This window comes from Maribacter aurantiacus (assembly GCF_005780245.1).
Classification (GTDB): domain Bacteria; phylum Bacteroidota; class Bacteroidia; order Flavobacteriales; family Flavobacteriaceae; genus Maribacter; species Maribacter flavus.
On record NZ_VBUK01000001.1, the window covers coordinates 1,159,188 to 1,179,736 of the forward strand.

The window sequence follows — 20,549 nt, forward strand, 5'->3', positions numbered from 1 at the left end:
AACATTCTAACCACTCAAAGGCCATTCACCATATTGCCCCTCAGCTTGTTCAATAACCTCCTTGAGTAGTTTGTCCAATTCGGAAAAGGGGACTTTTCCCCTAAGCTCTTTTTTTACGGCCAAACGTATGGCCGCTTTGGCATTCTCCTTTTTAGTCCAATCCAACTGGAGATTTTTCTTAACGGAATCAACCACCGAATGAACCAAATCCTGTATCGGACCAGCTTCATTTAGGATGTTACTATTAGCAGAGAGCAAATCATAAAAGGCAAGCTCGTCTTCGGTTAGGCCCAGTTCTTTTGTTCGCTTGTCGTCTTCCTTCATTTCATTGGCAATATCCAAGAGATGTTTTATGGCGGCAATGGAATCCAAACTGTTCTTGTGGTATTTGCCCAAGACCTTTTCAAGTTCGTTCTTGAGTTTTTTCCCTTTTTTAATGTTCTTCTGCATCCGCACTTTTAACTCGTCATTGATAATCCGGCGCAATAGCTCTATTTTAATATTTTCATTCCCTTTATCCTTCACAATGGCTTGGAAAGAATCATCGATAATTGAAATGTCGATTTTATCCAAATCATACATGGCCGCCAGGTCAACGATTGCCTGAGATGCTAAGGATTTGCTAATAAGGTCTTTTATCCGCTCATTTTTGGCACGTTGCGGTCCGGGAGGATATTTTATCTTTCTTACTTGTTCCCGTAACTTTTGAATGATTCCAATCTCTTCCTGAACTTCCCAAATCCGCTCATCGGAACTGGTCATGGCCACCAGCTCGCTTAATTTTCGTTCCTGTTTCAAAAAGTTTTCCGTGGTGGTATCGTCTTTTAATAGACTGTTGACGATTGTCCCCGCCCACTTCATTTTTTGAATATTGTCGAAGTCCATCACTTCTGACAATTCAACACCACCAATTAGTTCTTTAACAATGGACAATTGTTCCAGACAAAGTTCTACGGCTTCATCCATATCTATGGTGGGCTTACCCTTACCACCGCTACCTGTATACTTTTTTGTAGCCTCTGCCAGATATCCCGAAATGCCAATAAAATCAACGACCAATCCATTGGGTTTGTTTTCGAACACCCTGTTTACTCGGGCAATGGCCTGCATCAAGTTATGCCCTTTCATGATTTTGTCCACATACATGGTGTGCGCACAAGGGGCATCGAAACCGGTCAACCACATATCCCTAACGATGACAATTTTAAGTGGATCCTCCGGATTTCTGAACCTACTTTTAATGGCTTCCATGGCATTTTTTGTTCGCATATGCGGATTCCATTCTTTAGGGTCCTTTCCGGGGTTACTGGTCATAATGACTGCCATTTCTGGGCAACCTTCCAATTTGCTAAGGGCGTTGTACATTTTTACGCAATTCCTGCGACTCATACATACGATCATGGCCTTACCCTCTAAAGTGGCCGTGCGGGTTTTGAAGTGTTTTAGTATATCCTTTGCCACCGTTTCAACCCTATCCTCGGCACCGGCGGCATCCTCAATGGCCGCCCAAACGCCCACCGTGGTATCTTCGTCCCTTTCTTCTACTTCCTCAAGTTCACGGGTAAATTCTGCTTTAATATTCAATGGGACCATTTTAGGCTCATAGTGGATGGGAACCGTGGCACCATCTTTTACTGCTTGCAGTATGTCGTAGGTATGTATAGTCTTTCCAAAAACCAGCTCGGTATCCGCATCTTTGCTGTCTACCGGGGTTCCTGTAAACCCTATAAAGGAGGCGTTTGGCAAGGCTCTTCTAATATTCTGGGCAAAACCACCGCTTTCAAAACCGTATTGCGTACGGTGGGCCTCATCGGCCATGACGATAAGATTATATCGTTCACTAAGTATGGGATGCTGTAGTTCCTTTCCTTTATCAGTCCCTTTGAGGCGAAACTTTTCAATAGTGGTAAAAATAACACCGCCGCCATCCGTACTTAACAAGTCCCTTAAATCATCCGTACTTTCCGCATGTTGTACATTGCCTACCAAATCCTTGGCCAAAATAAAGTTGTCATACAGTTGCTCGTCCAAATCGGAGCGGTCAACTTGAATGACAATCGTTGGGTTTTTAAGTTCCGGTCTTTGACGTAGGATGCCCGTAAGGATGGCCATACTGATGCTTTTTCCCGAACCTTGTGTATGCCAAATGACCCCAAGCCTACCGTCACCTTCCGGCTTCATGTTACTCAAACTACTTGCAACGGCCTTGTTTATGCCCCAGTATTGGTGGTATTTGGCTCCTTTTTTAATGATTTTTCCGTTGTGGTCCTCGTGGAAAATAAAGTGCTGTAAATAGTTCAATAACGTTTCCTTTGGAAAAAGTCCATGTAGTACGGTTTCCAACTGAAGGTCCTCATCTTGTTGGGTATCGTCGCCTTCCAGACTTTTCCATGGAGCATACCATTCAAAGCTGGAACTGTACATGCCATGCAATGCCCGCATACCGTCCGACGCTATACAAATGGCATTGTAATCGAATAATTGCGGAATGTCCAGCACATAGTTTTCAATCTGGTTGTGCGCATTCTCTACGCTGACCTTGGCATCAAAAGGGTTTTTAAACTCAAATAGGATGAGGGGAAGCCCGTTGATGAAAATTAGCAGATCTGTTCTACGGCTATTCTTGCCCAAAATGGGGACTTCATCCGAAACAATGAAACGGTTGTTTTCTGGATTTTTGTAGTCGATAGGGTAGAGGTGTTTGGCCTTTTCGTTCCCTTGAGCATCTTTCCAAGAAATACTGATACCTTGGGTCATCTTTTTATGAAACTCCCAATTGCGGTAGTGCACTTCCATACCCGTTAATTGCGTGAATTGGGCCAAAGCTTCATTTAAGGCAGTCTCCGGAACTTCTGGGTATTGATGGGTTAGAAATTTTTTTAATTCCGATTCCAGTACCACTTTTTTAGGGTCCCTTTCTAGGGAAGTTCCATTGATATGAACATATCCTAAATCCTTCAACCAATCTATGGCCGCATTCTGGGCGGTATGTTCATTAAAAAGACTCATTGGACTTCACTTACTTGTTGCTCAAATTCTTTTAGGCGCACTTCTCCTGAAATAAGTTTGGGGAGTAGGGTATCGCGGAGTTGGGTCAACTTTTGGTTTTCAGTTTTGTTTGTTGCAATAGAAGAATAAAATCGGGCAACGATTAAAGTAAACTTTTCTACAATTGCTACCGGTGGTTTAATTATCTCTGTTTTACTAAAATCTGGTACAGTCAACTGTTGTTGAGTAGTTCCAGTTCCATTAATATTACTACATTTCAAATTGAGATATATATACTTGCTGGTGGTTTGTTTTGTGTCTGGTATGATGTAAACAAGCCTGACTATAGGAACATATGGAACCTCCCTTAAGCACACGAAACCAATTGTACCTCTAGCAGAAACTGTTACGCTTTCTTCTGTCACTTTTGCTTTATTCGTGAATCCATATAAACCTTCATTACCTATTCCATTGGAATATATTGGAATAGTATATTGTTCGTTTGCTTCCTTTGAATATTCCCCTGGTTTATCCCCTCCCGCACCAAGAATCGCAATGTCTTTTAATGTTTTCACCTCCCACCCCTCAGGAATTGGGCCTAACTCAGAGTCTACAAAATTGCCATTTTGAAAGGGACCAAAATCTACAAACCAATGTTTGTATACTGCCATGGCCATGTCTTCAAGCGTTTTGTTCATGGCGAGGTTGTTCTCTATTTTGTCGTCTAAGGCAGAAAGGATGTTGGCGATGGCTTTTTGTTCTTTGATTTCGGGGATTGTTACATCTAAACTATGCACATCATTTCTGTTTAACGTGGGCACACTGGTGCCTGAATTAAACTCATTAAAGTTTAAAGTTTGGAGAAAGTAGTATATAAAATGAGGATGATTTCCATGAAATTTTTTTACCCAAAGTGAAGTATTTAAAGGCCAAAAATCATCCACTTCATAAAAAACTTGACCTAAGGTGCCAGATCTACCAGTTATGACTCCCGGACCTTTTACCTTGTATTCGTTATGCCATGCTGTAAAACCCGAAGCTGCGATTATTGGGTATTTACCATGAACTCTTTTTCTTGAGGGTAAATCAAAACCTCTTTGTAGAGTAGCAACTTTACCAAGCTTATATGTTTTCCAGTTTTCGGGCATGTTCTTCAATTGACAATGGGCAATTAACAATTAACGGTTGTGGTTTGTATATTTTTTCATGTTACACAATACAAATAAAAAATTAACTAAATGATAATCAATACTATAAGTTTTTTGTTTTCTATTTTATTTTTTAGTTGTTTTTTTATGCTTTACCTGTTTCTGTGATTCCCATTTTAATGGCCTTAATAATACGTTGGGCAAAATCGATATCCCTTTCCATTTTAATCGCAATTTCTATAGACAATGGGCCTGTTTGTTTTTTCAATTCATCCTCCAACATCCCCACTATTTTACCTTTCAAGACCTCATTTAGTTTTAGGACCTGCTGCATTTTTCTACCCATAACCTGGCCAGCGGCAGTTCCCATTTCAAAATTTTCTGCATCGAACAAATCCGCATGTTCTGAATCCTCTGTATAAAGTTCAGGTTCATATAGAGGCCATGCGGTCTCTAGTAAGGAGGCAATGTCCCCCAAATCTTTGGTTCGGTCAGGCTTTTCTGACCAAGCAATTAATTTTAGGATGACCAGTCCATGTGCAGGGCTCACGGGTATACTTAAACCTTCTGGGTGTTCAAATACTTCAGTCACAGTTCCAACCTCCATCATACCTACTGTGGAGAGCTCTACTTGACGTTCGGTAAATGATACGGTATCGTCTTGCGCAATTTGGCCATAGGGTAAAAGATCTATCACCGTATTTGATTTGGTATGAAACAAGCGATAGGGCATTTGCCCTTTGGTATCCTCAAAACCATGTTTTTTCAAATCTGTTTTGAGTGATTCAAAACTAGCATGGTCTGGTACCATTAAAGCAAAATCAATATCTGCCGTTGCCCTGCTTGGTTTTGCACCCGCTTTGTATAATGCAACATCTCTTGCATTTGCACCAATGAGGTAGTAGTGAATACCATGAGACGCAAAGACTTTTTCCAAAATCTGATAGACTTCTGCATGATGTGCAAATGAATAAGCCTTAAAGTTTTGGGGCGATGTGCTCATTGTAAATGATTTGTGCAGTTTCTATGTTTCTTGGTTCACCAGAGTGTATGAGCTGGGCGTATATAATGAGGGGGTGTACCGTATTTTTGTAGTCCATTATCGCCGTATTATGGGGATTTCCCCAAAAAGGTTGGTAAACTGTTAATTTTCCTTTTGGATCGGGCACCAGTTTTAAAACAGTCATAATCTCTTTAACTTCAAACGTGGTAAAGAGTGCATATTTTTCTGGATATAAATAGTCAGTCAATAGGGCTGCCCCTGGCTCTCCGCCCCACCAAACATTAGGACGTAAAAATTGGGTTTTCCATTGTTCCTCGAGATGTCCTGAAAAAGAATAGGTGCCAATCTTATAATTAGGGAGTACCTTTTCATTGAGAATGGGAATCCATCTATCCAATAATTCTTCTTTGCGAATGAGTTGGTATTTTTTGTCATTATTCCATTGCACTAAAAAACCCTCATCAAATAAGCCGTTCATTATTTTACTCACACTACCCAAAGAAATTTGACTGATATGTGCTAAGTGACGAACGGTCTCATTTACTACTTCTGGGCGGTGTAATAATTGAAAAATTAGTTGTGCCCCTGCTTGCGTAAATACTTTGGTGGTATCAGGAATAACTGGTTTACCAGTACCATGCTCGGTATAGACTTTTAGCTGTGGTATTTCTATATAGGCATTACCATAACTATCCAAGTAATTGATTTTATTTGCTTTTAGACTCTTCTTGGCTTTAGGGGTTATGTATTTAGCTGCTACCAACAAAGGATGTTTTGCTGACTGATTTAAAAGGATAGGTACATTGTGAGGTCTCACTTCATTTTTAAAAAACACACTTACTTTTTCCCCATTCAAGGAATAAACTGGTAATTCATTCAATTCAGGTGCCTGTTCAAATATTGCCTCAATATCCAATTCAAGACTATCGATAAACTCCATAAAGTATTTAAAATCCAGCAACATGTTCATTTTTTTTAATTGTTCACGGAGCATGAACAATCAAATTTAGTGAACAAAAATAACATATTCTACAATATTGTTCATTTTTTTATCTTGTTCACGGAACATGAACATTCGAAATTGGTGAACAAATACAATTAAAACTTATCAAAATTCGCCAATATCTCTTTCTTCAAAGTTTCTCCTTTTTCAAACTGCTCCAATAAAGTAGCCTTTAAGCTTTCCATTTTCTCTTCAAAGGGAATGCCATCATCTTCTTCGGCTTCCGTACCTACATAAATACCGGGTGTAAGTTTATAATCCTGTTTTTGCACGTCTTCTAAAGTAACGGCTTTACAGAAGCCATCAACGTCTTCGTAGGGCTTATCTACTTCGCTAGAAGTAACGGAGCGCCATGCATGATAGGCTTCAGCTATTTTAGTAATATCATCATCCGTAAAAACACGTAGTTTACGGCTGGCCATTGTGCCCATCTTGGCGGCATCTATAAAGAGGATTTCGTTCATACGTTCCCTATGTTCGCCATCTTTGCCATTTCGGTTTTTACTAAGAATGAACAAACAGGCAGGGATTCCCGTGGTGAGGAACAACTTGTCCGGTAAGCGTACGATACAGTCTATCATGCCTTTATCCACCATATGTTGCCGTACGTTCTTTTCACCCCGTGAGTTACTGGTCATTGCACCGTTGGCCATGACAATGCCTGCGGTACCCGTGTCACTTAAATGGCTCCAAAAGGTCTGCATCCACATATAGTTGGCACTGCCATCCGTCGTAAATTCATCCCTTGGGCCAAATAATCGTGGGTCTTGCTCGGAAAGGTCTTCTGGGTGCCAATTGCTTACATTAAAGGGTGGATTGGCAATTACAAAGTCGGCCTTTAGATCAGGAAACTTATCATCCAAAAGCGAATTACCCAATTTTATATCAAAGGACAAATCCCGTAGCAATAGGTTCATTAAGCACAGCCGTAGGGTTTGGGCGGTCATCTCCTGCCCATAAATAGAGATATCACTTTTGGCCCCGCCATGCTCTTTTATAAATTTTAAGCTTTGGACGAACATACCCCCACTACCGCAAGCGGGGTCGAATATTCTGCCTTTGTAGGGTTCCAACAATTCCACCAACAAACGTACGATACTACCTGGTGTAAAGAATTGGCCGGCACCGGAACCTTCGGCCATGGCAAAACGACCAATGTAATACTCGTAAATACGGCCTAGAATATCACTTTCCGGGTTTTCCTTTTCTGAGAACTTTGAATGTGATAACAAATTGATAATACCACCTGTTTGTTTTGCAGAAAGTTCACTTTTTACGAAAATACGCGGTAGAAGGTTGGTCAGTTGCGGGTTGTAAGACGTCAACAACTCTTGTATTACATCAAAGGCATCATCAATAATCACCTTGATGTTATCCTGTTCCGCATTGTCCTTTAAGTATTGCCAAGAGGCTTCCTCCGGGACCACAAAAGTATTTCTAGAGCGAAATTCGTCAGGATCAGAAAGTACATAAGCCTTTTCGGATTCGTCCGTTGTGTAATAATCTGATGAAGGCTCGTTTAGTTGGTCTAGGATTTCTTCCTTGACCACATCGAACCTTTCGCTCAAATGCTTTAAAAAGACGAGGGGTAATATATAATTTTTGTAATTGTTCTCAGAAACGGCACCACGAAGTTCGTTGGCGGCATCCCATAATTCCTTCTCAAAATCTATGTCAGCTTTGGCCATAAAGGGTATTCTCTACAATTTAATTGGGGGAAATACTATGAAACAACAAAATAACAAACCTTTTTTGATTTTGTGTAAAAAAAGAAAAGTCTTACAGTTTTTTTAAAAAAAATTAAAATCAAATGTGAAGTGAAAGAAGTAAATCTGCTAGGTCATCACCTTCATCCATATCGTAGTTTTCTATTAGGTTACTACATGATACTTTAAAGCCCCTATCAGTTAGAATTGTTGCTTTTGTATTCCAATCCTTATATTCCGAATTATCTGGGTACAAAATGATTCTAGAATTTTTTAAGGGGCTCAATAAATCTTCCTTTAGATTTGTTTTGGCACCCGTGGCCATCCAGATATACTGCGGCAATACAATGGACATTATTACTGCCGTCTTCTCCGATTCTACGATACAAACAGGGGTATTGTTGCTTTCGGGTATCAAGTGTAACCCGAATAAGCATTGCTGTAAGACAAAGTTTTTGATTTGTAATACTTTGTGCATCCAGTTAATATGAGGAAAGGGTTTTTTTACACGTTTTCCTGTATTACAATCGTACAACATCACCTTACCGGTACGTATTTTCAGGTTGTGGTCAATCTGCCAGAACACGGCAGAACCTGGCCATAGATTGTGGGTTCCTATGTAATACTGTTCTATAGCGCGAATCACATCTTCTTCATTAAACTTGCTGAGTAAAAATGTGATGAAATGATTCGATTCATAATTATTGCCATACTTGGGTATCACACTTTCATCCAGCACAGAAGGCTTTGGCGGTAGATAAATAGCCGGTTTTTCATAATGTCCTTTTGTTGACTTCGGCATATTGAAATAGCCACACTTACTTTCTCGATCACATCTTCCAAAGTCACCATCCAAATAAGTACCTCTTTCATTATCCATAAAGCGTACAAATGTTTTTTCGGTACACTTAGGGCAATGAAATTTTTTACTGGATTTATCTAAGGAATACGTGTACATTTTTTATCAATTCGTACCCTCGTACCTATATCAATGGTACGAGGGTACGAGTTCTATTTTTTAATATGGTTTTCCAATAGAAACACCAAAGCATCCTCAACTGAGAAATCCGGTAATTTCTTTCTAGGCTTTTTGATTATGTTTTCAGGTTGTGCATCCTTTTTGAGCATATGAAATAGCGCAATAATCTCCTTTTTGGGGAGAAGTTTTGCTATTTTATAAACATCTGATGCCACCATTGTTATATGCCCAAAATCTTTCTTCTTTTTCTAACCGCTGCTTCACTGATCCCTAATGCTTCACCAATTTTTACATTGGACATACCTTCTTGGATCATTCCTTTCATCTGATCATCCCTTTCCTCTAAATCCGTCTTACTTGGGTTTCTTAAATGGTTTATTTCTGAATCGTAATACAGAAATCTGAATTGTAAAAAATTCTGTTGTTTTTCCAAGCAACATATTATTACGTTGTTCACATGATAGATATGTTCCGTATTACGTTGTTTGATTTGTTTAATGTATCTATGGGAAGGCTCGTGTTGGCTAAAACCTAAAGCAAATGCGCTGTCGCAAAAATTTATAAGCATTTTACTTCCTGCTAGGTCATTCATACTTATAGGTTTGGATTCATCCCTTTTAGGTGTATGGGCCAGAACCAAAATTGATGTATGGCACTCTTTTGTAATACGTTTTAATTGCTTCATGAGCTCCAAGGCATATTTTGCCTTTTCACTGTCATTATTTAGAAATGTAAGGTTGTCGACGATTACTACTTCGGCCTGGTACTTTACTATTAAAGTTCCAAGCTGAGAACATAGATACTCCTCCATGTTTTTGAAATCTTTTGGAATCTTGGCCAAAGGATTTATTTCGGCACGGAAAAAGTTTGGATGAAATTGATAATGGTTGGTAAATTCATTGGAATATCTTTTTTCAAATTGTTTATCGGACAATTCAAAATCCAAGTACAGAACACGTTGGGCCTTAGCCTCCAGTTTGAAGCTATCAATGGGTATACCACTACTTACACTTTCTCCAATCTGTACCGCTAGAATTGATTTCCCAACATTGGTGTCGGCATATAAAATACTAAGTTCGCCCTCATACCACAGTTCACTAAAAAGCATGTTAGGAATGGGCCTTTTTTTTGCCTCCTCAATCCATTTGTTGGCAGGTTTTACAATCAGGCAATCTTTGGATAATTCGTCAGTTTCCAAGATGGAAATATTACGGACTATATCTTCTTCTATCGCTTTTTTAATATGGTTGACTTTCACTTTATTCATGGTCTTCAAATTCAAGTCTCCATATTTCGTTCATCAACAGATAGTAATTCAAGGATTGGGGAGAACCCGGCCTTGAAAAGGTGAAATATTTTTGATGGTCGTTAGGTTCAATTAAACAGCGGTTAATGTCATTGAGAACCTTTAATAACTCTAATTGTAGCTCCTTAGAAAATCTCGATTGATTAATGGTCTTTTCAACCTTGACTTTTAAAGCATGTAATACATTTGTATTACCGTGAAACTCAGGCTGCATATGGGAGTAAAACAACCATGCCAGCAAAACTGTGAACTCATAAGTCCTTTCAAAAGGGGGTAGGGGATAATGTAATACAGGAAGTTCGTTGTCTTCTACTATATCAAAAGACTCTACCTCACTGGTAAAGTCGTTGAGATGATTATCCAATATTTCCCTTATGTAATCTGATAGGGAAACCCCATAGTCATCGGAGAGTTCTTGAAGGGAGGTTTTAAGGTCTTCGTCAATCCTTAAATTAATGGTGGTTTTCATAATTGAATGCACTTGAAATTAACCTAGTGCAAACAAGTAATTATCTATTCCAAAAAAAAGGTCAATTTTTGGGACACTTGTAGTTAATTCTGGGTCATTTTGTCCATTTTTGGGACACTAGCCCATATCGCCTTCTAGCTACTTGAAATTTGTATATTCCTCTTCTAAATTAGTAAGTCTATACCGATGTTTTTTATTGTCCTCATTTTCGGGCTTAATTCTAATTAATTCTTTATCAAATTCCCTATTTACAAAATCCCTGAACTCACCTGCATTCTCCTTTATTAACCTTTTTCCCTTTAAAAAATAGTAGAGGCTAGAAACATGGGAATAAAAATTATCTTCTATATTATTTATTGTATGATGTATGAATTTATATATTTCAAAGTCAAAGGAAAGTCCTTTGTAATATTTAAACTTCTCATAAAGTTGTCTATTTCGACTGAAGAATAAATCATCCTCAAAATTATACTTGTCATTAAGACTCAATAGAATTTTAAGCTTTGACTCAAAGTCTACAGTAAGTTCAATATATTCATTGTCTTTAGCTAGATCATCATTGAAATAATCGGAGTTTCCAAGCAAAAATTCTTTAATTTCTTTACTATAGTGTCTTTGAACTTGACGCATTGTTTCTCTCATATTGAATAAAAGCTCAATCCTAGATATTTTTTGAGAGTATTGAATGCCGGAAGTTGAAGTATTTACTTTGATATTCATAAATCCAGCGGGTAAGGTTTCAAATATTTTTTTAAAATGAGTCAATTCTATCTTTCTTTGTTCCTCTCTGGATATCCCGAACAATTCGTTCTCGGTCTCCAATGTATAGTAAATAAGACCCTTGTTTATTTTGGTGTTATATACGTCAAGCAAAAAGTTGTAATACTCCAATAATACACTTTCTTCTATATCATAATAAGGGTTATCAAAGTTATTGTTTACATCTATGAACCACATTTTTTCATTACGTTCATATATTGGATTATCAAGGAGGGAAGGATTCTTCTTTAGAATATTTTGGTTTTGTAGGAACTCTATCTCCAACCTTTGGTCTTTTGGAAGTATTTCCTTTTTTAAGATGCCAAAATATTTATGTTTCATTTATTCAAGATGTTTTGAGTAATCCTCGGGAAAAACCGCATCAATCTCCCTTAGATAGGCTTCTAGGGCTTTCATGGACTTATGGCCCGTAATTAGCATCAATGCACTTTTTGCCTCAAATGGAGTCTTTGATTTTAAAAATTCCCTGTAGAGTTTGGAGACGTAAGTATGTCTATAACTATACAATGTATATTCTTCGTTCAATTTAAACAGATCTTTCACCTTTTTAAATCGTTTTGTAAAATAGTCCCTTCTACTACCTTCCTCCGCGCCCCAAATATCTCCTATAGCTTGAGGAGTAAATAGAAAATGGCTTTTATCAATTTGGGATAGGTCCGGTAAATTATTAAACAATATTTCCGGAATGATTTTAATTTTCACCTTTTGATTTTTAGTTTTCAGATATAGCTTTTTAGCCTTAAAATCTATATCCTCAATTCGCAACCTACACACTTCAACTGGCCTAAGAAAATTATAGGAAATAAATTGAATGAATAATCTTAAAATGGGATCATTAGACTTCAAATAATCATCCAATTTTTCCAATAAAGAAGGGCTGTAGGATTTGTGCATGGTGGGAGTCGACCTCAATTTACTAATATTAGCTATGAAGTTGTCTTTGATGATATCGTTGTCCTCCAATGTTTGGAACAATGCTCTTAAGTCCGCCCTGGTATTATTTCTATTGGCTGCACTCGTATTTAGCAATACCTCGTTCAGGTGTTGCATTACAATCTTCTTGTCTATTTTATCAATTGAGTCCCTTAAATTGAAATTTTGCCCTTCTAACCACTTACAAAACCTATTTATCCTGCTTTTAAATTTTTTAAAGGAATCATCTCCCATCATCTTTTGTTTCAATCTAAGCCCTTCATCGAAAGCCTCTTGAATACTTATAGGGTTGGATACTATAAGTTCCGGCTCGGGAGTCTTCTTATTTTTTAGGGAATCGGTTTTCTTGGAATAAAGCCGCTCTTCAAGGTATTCTATGAGAGAGTTGTTCTTGTCATAAGGGTTGTACCCCTCATGTAATACAATGCTGAGGGCTTGCTGTAATTGTTTTAGAATATGATAGCGACTTCTTTTGTCCTTATATCTATTAGCCCCACCTTTTATATGGGTCTGTTTTACAAGCTTTCCTGTTTCCGGGTTTCTGTAGCGATAGTAGAGATACCATTGTTTCTCCATAGCCTTTTTCCGTTGTTCCTTTGTTAGCCTTGGCCAATCGTCAATATTGACCCCGCCGGTGTAGATTTTTGGCTCGGAAAAATTCAACTTCATGTTAAAAACGTGTACGTTTTCGTGTACTTTAAGTAAAAGTAGGGAAATGTTGGACATAAAAAAACGGCTTGTGAGCACACAAACCGTTCATTTTTATAACATTAAGTCTAGTAGCGGGAACTGGACTCGAACCAGTGACCTTCGGGTTATGAGCCCGACGAGCTACCTACTGCTCTATCCCGCGATGTGGACGACAAAGATACAATTGTTTTCAGGTAAATTCCAAATAAGAACCGATTAGATTTGAAGAATATCAAAAAGAAAGTTTTAATTGTCAGAGGTTACACCGTTTTTAGATTTCAAAATGATATTTTCGTCATAAATAGCTACATTCGAAACTATGGAGCAATTAAACGAGTTTTTGGTCAAGGCAATTTCTGGAACAGAATGGCCCATGTTTGTTTTATTGATTGGAGGGGGATTGTTTTTAATGCTCTATTCCAAACTGATGCCCTATCGTTATTTCGGGCATGCTTTGGCCATAACCAGGGGTAAGTATGACGATGTCAATGCAAAGGGGGATGTAAGTTCCCTTCAAGCCCTGTCTGCTGCTGTGGCGGCCACTGTAGGTCTTGGAAATATTTCTGGGGTTGCCATAGCCATTCACGATGGGGGTCCTGGCGTTGTATTTTGGATATGGATGACCGCACTAATTGGTATGTGTATCAAATTCTATTCCTGTAGTTTATCCATCATGTTCAGGGGAGAGGATTCCGAAGGTAAATTACAGGGAGGTCCCATGTTTTACATTATAAAAGGTCTGGGAAAGAAATATAAGCCGCTGGCCGTATTTTTTGCACTTGCCGGTCTTTTTGGATTTTTAGGTGTTTTTACGGCCAACCAGTTTACGGAAACTTTTATGAGCGTGGTGAATCCTTCGGATACCATAGCCCAAATGAGTGAATTCAACTGGAAGTTGACTATTGGTTTTGTACTTGCCATTGTAAGTTCCTTTGTCATTTTTGGAGGGTTGGAAAAGATTGCGAAAGTGGCGACCGCTATAGTTCCTTTTATGGTCATGGTGTATTTGGTGGCGGTAATCATTGTTATGGTTATGAATGCCTCACAGGTGTTGCCCTCACTAAAAATGATACTATCAGAGGCTTGGAATTTTAAATCGGTATTTACAGGAGGTTTTTGGGGACTTGTAATTATAGGGGTCCGAAGGGCCATGTTTTCTAATGAAGCAGGCTTGGGTAGTGCTCCCATGTACCATGGGCAATCCAAAAACGATGAGCCCATTAGGGAAGGTTTGGTGGCCATGTTGGGTCCGTTTATAGATACCATTCTTGTATGCACCTTTACGGCGGTCGTCATTATTCTTAGCGGTGCTTACTTGGAGGAAGGCAGCGGTATCGTAATGACCTTGAACGCCTTCCAAAAGGCCCTTTTCGGTTTTGGGGATGAACTATTAATGGTCATAGTTTCTGCGTTTGCACTTTCCACCCTTTTTACATATTCTTATTATGGGGTAAAATGTCTTTCCTATTTGACCAATGCTAGAATCGGTCGTTTGTACAATGTCTATTTTGTGGTCATGATCGTTTTTGCGGCCGTGGCCTCCTTGGAACTGGTGAAAAATCTTATTGATTTATCATACGCCCTTATGGTGATTCCCAATATGATAGCGGTACTTTTGTTGGCACCCAAGGTAAATGCAGCTTCTAGGATTTATTTTGAAAAATTAAAGAATGAACGAACATAAGGCAGGTTTTGTAAATATTATTGGTAATCCAAATGTGGGCAAGTCGACCCTAATGAATGCTTTCGTTGGGGAAAAACTCTCTATAATTACATCGAAGGCACAGACTACCAGACACAGGATTTTAGGTATCGTTAATGGGGACGATTTTCAGGTAATTCTTTCCGATACACCGGGAATCATAAAGCCTGCATATGACCTACAGACTTCTATGATGGATTTTGTGAAATCGGCCTTTGAGGATGCCGATTTACTTTTGTACATGGTGGAAATTGGTGAAAAAGCATTGAAGGATGAGCAATTTTTTAACAAGATTAAAAATTCCAAAATACCGGTTTTACTGCTATTGAACAAGGTCGATAAAGCGAGTCAGGAACTATTGGAGGAACAGGTACAGTATTGGCAGCAAGAACTTCCCTCGGTTGAAATCCATCCTATTTCCGCGCTTCAAAACTTTAATGTTCAAGGTGTATTCGAACGGATTTTGGAATTGTTGCCAGCTTCGCCCCCATACTATCCAAAAGACCAGTTGACCGATAAGCCTGAGCGTTTTTTTGTGAATGAGACCATTCGTGAAAAAATACTTATAAACTACAAAAAGGAAATTCCGTATGCGGTAGAGGTAGAAACCGAAGAATTTTTGGAGGACGAGGAAATTATTAGAATTCGATCGGTAATCATGGTAGAAAGGGATTCCCAAAAAGGTATCATTATTGGTCATAAAGGAAGTGCCTTAAAGAAAGTAGGCATGGAGGCCCGTAAGGATTTGGAAAAATTCTTTGACAAACAGGTCCATATTGAACTTTTTGTGAAAGTGAACAAAAACTGGCGAAATGATAGTAGACAGCTAAGAAGATTTGGCTATAATAATTAGAAACCAAATATTTAAAACCTCACCAAGCAATATTAACAGTTTGCCTTACCTTTGCCCCCAAATATAAGTTATGGGTGCTATAGTCGCTATTGTGGGAAGGCCTAATGTGGGTAAATCGACTTTTTTCAACCGATTGATTCAGCGCAGGGAGGCTATCGTGGATGCCGTAAGCGGGGTGACCCGAGACCGTCATTACGGGAAAAGCGATTGGAACGGAAAGGAATTTTCTGTTATTGATACAGGGGGTTACGTGCTGGGAAGCGATGATGTTTTCGAGCAGGAAATCGATAAGCAGGTAGAATTGGCCATACAAGAAGCGGATGCCATCATTTTTATGGTCGACGTGGAAACCGGTGTGACCGGAATGGACGAGGATGTAGCAAAATTATTGAGACGCGTAAACAAGCCTGTTTTCTTGGCCGTCAATAAAGTGGACAATGCCATGCGCGAAGAGGATGCCGTCGAGTTTTACTCCTTGGGGCTTGGTGACTTCTATACATTATCCAGTATTAATGGAAGCGGCACTGGAGAATTGCTGGATGCCTTGGTTGAAAAATTGCCTGAATCCGTAAAGGAAGAGAGTGAACTTCCAAGATTTGCCGTTGTAGGTAGACCAAATGCGGGGAAATCTTCATTTATCAATGCGCTAATTGGCGAAGATCGATATATCGTCACCGATATTGCCGGAACTACCCGGGACAGTATCGATACAAAGTATAACCGATTCGGGTTTGAATTCAATTTGGTGGATACGGCCGGTATTCGAAAGAAATCGAAGGTAAAGGAAGATCTGGAATTTTATTCCGTGATGCGCTCCGTAAGAGCCATTGAACATTGCGATGTGTGTTTATTATTATTGGATGCCACCCGTGGATTTGATGGTCAGGTGGAAAATATATTTTGGTTGGCCGCCAGGAACAATAAGGGCATCGTGATTCTGGTCAATAAATGGGACTTGGTGGCCGATAAGGAAACCAATACGATAAAGGAATACACAAAAGCTATCAAAAAGGCTATTGAGCCTTTTACGGATGTCCCAATTTTGTTCATTTCCGTATTGACCAAACAACGAATTTTTAAGGCCATAGAGAAAGCCGTCGAGGTATATCAGAACCGAAGCAAAAAAATTAAGACCCGGGAATTTAATGATGTCATGCTTCCCTTGATCGAGAATTATCCGCCACCTGCCCATAAAGGCAAGTATGTTAAGATCAAGTTCTGTACCCAGCTACCTACGCCTTATCCGCAATTTGCTTTTTTTTGTAATCTGCCCCAGTATGTGAAGGATCCCTATAAAAGGTACTTGGAAAATAAGATTCGTGAAGAATTTGATTTTACGGGTGTGCCAATCACCGTTTTTATGCGGAAGAAATGATTTGTTAGGGGTTAGGAGTAAGGAAATGAAAAATGAAAAGGTTTTTTTTGCTAAAAGCTAAACACCGAATGATTGAAAGTTATTGTTCATAGGTCATTATCAATAGTCCAGTAGTCAATAAATAGAGCATTATTTAGTTTATCACAACAATGGACAAGTACCTTTTTGTATCAATCATTAACCCGTGAACAATTTCATGCAAAGCGTACAGCCTGTAGCGAACAGTGTCTAGCGAATTCAAACAACCAACTTACCAACCTCCAGAGGCTCCTCCACCGCCAAATCCGCCGCCGCCAAATCCACCGCCAAAACCTCCTCCACCAAAGCTTCCACCACCAAATCCACCGCCGGAAGATCCGCTTCTTCCCATATTGCTCAATACGATTACTTCCCAGGGGCTTAATCCACGCCTTCCACCTCCACGACCATTATTTCCACCTTTGCGACTCCATAGAATGAAAAGTATGACCAGAAAAATGATGAATGGCAAAAAGGAGGAAAGTGGAGGTCCCTTCGTTTCGTCAAAAGTTCTATCCTCCTTGAACTCGCCATTGAGGACTTGAAAAATGGCATCTGCACCTAAATTTAGTCCTTGATAATAGTCTCCTTTCTTGAATTCAGGGATAATGATATTCTGAATTATACGGCGCGACATGGCATCCGTTAGGGAGCCTTCTACACCATATCCAGTATTTATGGCAATTTTACGATCGTCCCTCGCAAGAATGACCAATATTCCATTATCCTTACGACTTTGCCCGATGCCCCATTTTTGACCCCATTGCGCCCCCAAGTAGTTAATGTTTTCACCCTCGGTGCTGGCAATGATGGCCATAACAATTTGGGTGGACGTACTGTCCGAATACCGAATCAATTTCTGTTCCAATGCCTTTTTTTGCCCTTCGGGCAACAGGTTTACATAATCGTAAACACTGGTTTGCAGGGAAGGTTTCGGCGGTATCTCGAACTGTCCATATGCAAGACAGGAAACAAAAATTAAGAAGACTGCTAGTAATTTTTGGGGAAAGCTTTTTAAAAAACTTAACGCACCCGTGCACGTAACGGAATTCCCCTCCTTTGGAGGGGTTAGGGGAGGCTTTTTATCCTTTTGAAACCTCATTGCTCAGTTCGTTTGTGTCATTGGCATGCCAAGGAAAATGTACTTTTAGCTCCTTTCCTGCCTCCAAAATTCCTGCAACCAACCCTTGTTTAAATTGCCCTTTTTTAAAGTGTGTTTCAATGATGTCCTTGGTAGAGTCCCAGAAGCCTTTGGGAACAACATCGTTAATGCCCTTGTCCCCGCAGATGACAAATTTTTTGTCGTGTACGGCAACATAAATCAACACACCGTTGCCTTCCTTGGTATTGTCCATCTTCAATAGGTGGAAAATTTCCTTGGCACGTTCGTAATGGTTTTCCCTTGTGTGTGCCTCTATGTGCACCCTAATTTCTCCAGAAGTATCTTTTTCCGCTTCCAAGATGGCCGCTACAATTTCCTGTTCTTCGGCCTGGGTCAAAAAATCCTCTACTTTGGACATCGGCTTTTATTCAAATTCAAAATTCACATCGGGTGCTTGTTCCGATCCTGCTTCGGCCTTGAAATAAGCCAATTCATCAAAATTGAAAATTCCTGCCAAAATCGAATTTGGAAATTTCTTGATGTGCAAATTGTAGGGTTCAACCGTGGCGTTAAAACGGTCCCTGGCCACATTGATCCTATTTTCCGTTCCTTCTAATTGGGACTGTAGCTCCAGAAAATTTTGATTGGCCTTAAGGTCCGGATATCGTTCCACGGTGACCAATAATCTACTTAAGGCACCGCTAAGTCCACTTTGTGCCTCATTGAAATTCGCCAATTGTTCCGGGGTAATATTGGTAGGGTCAATGTTCACGGAGGTTGCTTTTGCACGTGCTTCGATTACGTCCGTCAAGGTACCGCGTTCAAAGTCTGCAGCTCCCTGTACGGTCTTTACCAAATTTCCAATAAGGTCGTTTCTTCGTTGATAGGCGCTCTCCACGTTCGCCCACGTTTTGGTGGAGGTTTCTTTGAGTGCAATGGCCGTGTTGTTAAAACCAACCGCCCATTGGTAGATTCCAAAGGCAAGTACGGCAAGCACAATTAGGGCAATTAATCCTTTTTTCATTGTCAATAGTATTAGTGTTTATAATGGTTATCCAGTTAGTATGCCAAAGAAAGCTTTTGTTACAGCTTTTAGAGCTGTTCCTTTATTTTGATTAGCTCCGCCTTTACGCGCTCCAGTTTTTGAATGATTTCAAAATTGGACAGGGTCTTTTGTTTTTCTTCCTTTAGGTGTATTTTGGCACCGTCCAAAGTGAAGCCCCTTTCCTTTACCAAGTGGTAGATCAATTGCAGGTTCTTAATGTCCTGGGGGGTGAATTTCCTGTTACCCTTGGCATTTTTTTTGGGCTGTAGCACGTCAAACTCCTTCTCCCAAAACCGAATCAAAGAAGTATTTACACCAAATGCCCTGGCCACTTCGCCAATCCCGTAATATCTTTTTTCAGGAAGTTCTACTTGCATTAATCCAGGGATTGGTTTTCTTGGTTGGCGTATTTCAACATGTTTTCAAATTCCTCCGGAGACAAGCTTCCGTAGTAGAAATTAATTGGGTTGATACGGTCGCCGTCCTTCCAAACCTCGTAATGCAGATGTGGGGCTTCTGAACGACCGGTGCTACCAACGAAACCAATGAGGTCCCCTCTTTTTACCTTTTGTCCAACTTTTACGTTATACTGGCTCAAGTGCCCATAAAGACTTAGGTATCCATAGCCATGGTCAATACGGATATGCTTTCCGTACCCGGACGAATTGTTGTCTGCCCGAGTCACTTCTCCATTGCCCGACGCATAGATAGGGGTCCCCTTGGGAGCCGTAAAGTCCATTCCGTAATGCATTTTTCGGGCTTTGGTAAATGGGTCAGAGCGCCATCCAAAACCAGAGGCCATACGGGTAAGGTCCTCATTGTTAATGGGCTGTATGGCGGGTATGGACATTAATAGTTTCTCCTTTTCTTCGGCTAGTTTGGTAATCTCGTCCAAAGATTTGGACTGGATGGCCATCTGTTTTTTAATAATGTCCAATCGCTGCGTTGTGGCGATGACCATTTCGGAGTTGTTGAATCCCTCCAAGGATTTGTATCGGTTTACACCTCCAAAGCCCGCGCGTCGTTGCTCCTCCGGAATAGGATTCGCCTCAAAATACAATCGGTATATGTTATTGTCCCTATCCTCAATATTGGCCAGAACATCTTCGATCTGTTCCATTTTTTTATTCAGGAGCTCAAACTGAAGTTCGTAGTTCTTAACCTCCCGTTGCAAGGAAAGTTCGCGAGGGGTATTGATAACATTCGTGTTCAAGAGTAAAATCAACCCGAGCATTCCAAAAAGGAAGGAACCTAAAAAGAAAAACGCGATATTTCTGTATCGCTTCGATTTTTCAGGCTCGATCTTTCTGTAGGAAAGCGTATCTGGATCGTAATAGTACTTTACTTTAGACATGAAGCTATTTTATCCTATTTTTGTGGTTTATTTTAACATAACAAACAAATATAAAAATTGTTTTCTACAAACAGTTAAAATTTGTAAAAGCTTAG

19 protein-coding genes and 1 tRNA gene are annotated in these 20,549 nt (G+C 39.7%); 3 read left to right on the forward strand and 17 right to left on the reverse strand.

The annotated features are described in order from the left end of the window. Positions 1 to 6: 6 nt before the first annotated feature. The 12 genes from FEK29_RS04925 to FEK29_RS04980 form a co-directional block, all read right to left on the reverse strand. Positions 7 to 3,009, reverse strand: a complete 3,003-nt coding sequence (locus FEK29_RS04925) for a type I restriction endonuclease subunit R (RefSeq protein ID WP_138257254.1) — start codon at positions 3,007 to 3,009, stop codon at positions 7 to 9. Further along, entirely contained in the window at positions 3,006 to 4,136 is a 1,131-nt protein-coding gene (locus FEK29_RS04930) for a restriction endonuclease subunit S (protein ID WP_138257255.1), read from the reverse strand. The genes FEK29_RS04925 and FEK29_RS04930 overlap by 4 nt, the downstream gene beginning before the upstream one ends. A gap of 145 nt (positions 4,137 to 4,281) precedes the next feature. After that, positions 4,282 to 5,139 carry a nucleotidyl transferase AbiEii/AbiGii toxin family protein gene (locus FEK29_RS04935; protein ID WP_138257256.1) on the reverse strand — a complete coding sequence of 286 codons (858 nt, stop codon included), beginning with the start codon at positions 5,137 to 5,139 and terminating at the stop codon, positions 4,282 to 4,284. Next, complete coding sequence (locus FEK29_RS04940) at positions 5,114 to 6,133, reverse strand: type IV toxin-antitoxin system AbiEi family antitoxin (RefSeq protein ID WP_138257257.1); 1,020 nt, start codon at positions 6,131 to 6,133, stop codon at positions 5,114 to 5,116. The genes FEK29_RS04935 and FEK29_RS04940 overlap by 26 nt, the downstream gene beginning before the upstream one ends. 104 nt (positions 6,134 to 6,237) lie before the next feature. Next, the gene (locus FEK29_RS04945; protein WP_138257258.1) at positions 6,238 to 7,830 is read right to left on the reverse strand and encodes a type I restriction-modification system subunit M; all 1,593 of its coding nucleotides are present in this window, start codon (positions 7,828 to 7,830) and stop codon (positions 6,238 to 6,240) included. 118 nt (positions 7,831 to 7,948) lie between these two features. Further along, a complete protein-coding gene (locus FEK29_RS04950; RefSeq protein WP_138257259.1) occupies positions 7,949 to 8,806 on the reverse strand; it encodes a DUF6371 domain-containing protein in 858 nt (285 codons plus the stop codon). A 53-nt stretch (positions 8,807 to 8,859) separates the two neighbouring features. Continuing rightward, positions 8,860 to 9,045 carry a hypothetical protein gene (locus FEK29_RS04955; protein WP_138257260.1) on the reverse strand — a complete coding sequence of 62 codons (186 nt, stop codon included), beginning with the start codon at positions 9,043 to 9,045 and terminating at the stop codon, positions 8,860 to 8,862. A gap of 2 nt (positions 9,046 to 9,047) precedes the next feature. Continuing rightward, positions 9,048 to 10,094 carry an AAA family ATPase gene (locus FEK29_RS04960; protein WP_138257261.1) on the reverse strand — a complete coding sequence of 349 codons (1,047 nt, stop codon included), beginning with the start codon at positions 10,092 to 10,094 and terminating at the stop codon, positions 9,048 to 9,050. Further along, the gene (locus FEK29_RS04965; protein WP_138257262.1) at positions 10,087 to 10,602 is read right to left on the reverse strand and encodes a ribbon-helix-helix protein, CopG family; all 516 of its coding nucleotides are present in this window, start codon (positions 10,600 to 10,602) and stop codon (positions 10,087 to 10,089) included. The genes FEK29_RS04960 and FEK29_RS04965 overlap by 8 nt, the downstream gene beginning before the upstream one ends. 138 nt (positions 10,603 to 10,740) lie before the next feature. Beyond that, positions 10,741 to 11,703 carry a hypothetical protein gene (locus FEK29_RS04970; RefSeq protein ID WP_138257263.1) on the reverse strand — a complete coding sequence of 321 codons (963 nt, stop codon included), beginning with the start codon at positions 11,701 to 11,703 and terminating at the stop codon, positions 10,741 to 10,743. Further along, positions 11,704 to 13,041 (reverse strand): tyrosine-type recombinase/integrase, encoded by a 1,338-nt coding sequence (locus FEK29_RS04975; protein ID WP_138257264.1) that lies wholly within the window; start codon positions 13,039 to 13,041, stop codon positions 11,704 to 11,706. A 54-nt stretch (positions 13,042 to 13,095) separates the two neighbouring features. Then, a tRNA-Met gene (locus FEK29_RS04980) sits at positions 13,096 to 13,168 on the reverse strand. Positions 13,169 to 13,324: 156 nt separating this feature from the next. Between FEK29_RS04980 and FEK29_RS04985 the strand changes: the two genes are divergently transcribed. The 3 genes from FEK29_RS04985 (at position 13,325) to der (ending at position 16,935) form a co-directional block, all read left to right on the forward strand. Further along, entirely contained in the window at positions 13,325 to 14,689 is a 1,365-nt protein-coding gene (locus tag FEK29_RS04985; protein ID WP_138257265.1) for an alanine/glycine:cation symporter family protein, read from the forward strand. Beyond that, complete coding sequence (gene era, locus FEK29_RS04990) at positions 14,676 to 15,560, forward strand: GTPase Era (RefSeq protein WP_138257266.1); 885 nt, start codon at positions 14,676 to 14,678, stop codon at positions 15,558 to 15,560. The genes FEK29_RS04985 and era overlap by 14 nt, the downstream gene beginning before the upstream one ends. Positions 15,561 to 15,630: 70 nt before the next feature. After that, positions 15,631 to 16,935: a ribosome biogenesis GTPase Der gene (gene der / locus FEK29_RS04995; RefSeq protein WP_138257267.1), complete on the forward strand. Its 1,305-nt coding sequence runs from the start codon at positions 15,631 to 15,633 to the stop codon at positions 16,933 to 16,935. 250 nt (positions 16,936 to 17,185) lie between these two features. On the opposite strand, the gene FEK29_RS05000 is transcribed toward der, so the two are convergent. From FEK29_RS05000 to FEK29_RS05020, 5 genes are all read right to left on the reverse strand, one after another. After that, on the reverse strand, positions 17,186 to 18,055 hold the full coding sequence (locus FEK29_RS05000) for a TPM domain-containing protein (RefSeq protein ID WP_138257268.1): 870 nt from the start codon (positions 18,053 to 18,055) through the stop codon (positions 17,186 to 17,188). Beyond that, complete coding sequence (locus FEK29_RS05005; protein WP_138257269.1) at positions 18,036 to 18,473, reverse strand: TPM domain-containing protein; 438 nt, start codon at positions 18,471 to 18,473, stop codon at positions 18,036 to 18,038. The genes FEK29_RS05000 and FEK29_RS05005 overlap by 20 nt, the downstream gene beginning before the upstream one ends. Positions 18,474 to 18,479: 6 nt before the next feature. Further along, positions 18,480 to 19,079 carry a LemA family protein gene (locus FEK29_RS05010; RefSeq protein WP_138257270.1) on the reverse strand — a complete coding sequence of 200 codons (600 nt, stop codon included), beginning with the start codon at positions 19,077 to 19,079 and terminating at the stop codon, positions 18,480 to 18,482. 68 nt (positions 19,080 to 19,147) lie between these two features. After that, entirely contained in the window at positions 19,148 to 19,477 is a 330-nt protein-coding gene (locus FEK29_RS05015; RefSeq protein ID WP_125222500.1) for a MerR family transcriptional regulator, read from the reverse strand. Next, entirely contained in the window at positions 19,477 to 20,454 is a 978-nt protein-coding gene (locus FEK29_RS05020) for a M23 family metallopeptidase (RefSeq protein WP_138257271.1), read from the reverse strand. The genes FEK29_RS05015 and FEK29_RS05020 overlap by 1 nt, the downstream gene beginning before the upstream one ends. Between the last annotated feature and the right edge of the window lie 95 nt (positions 20,455 to 20,549).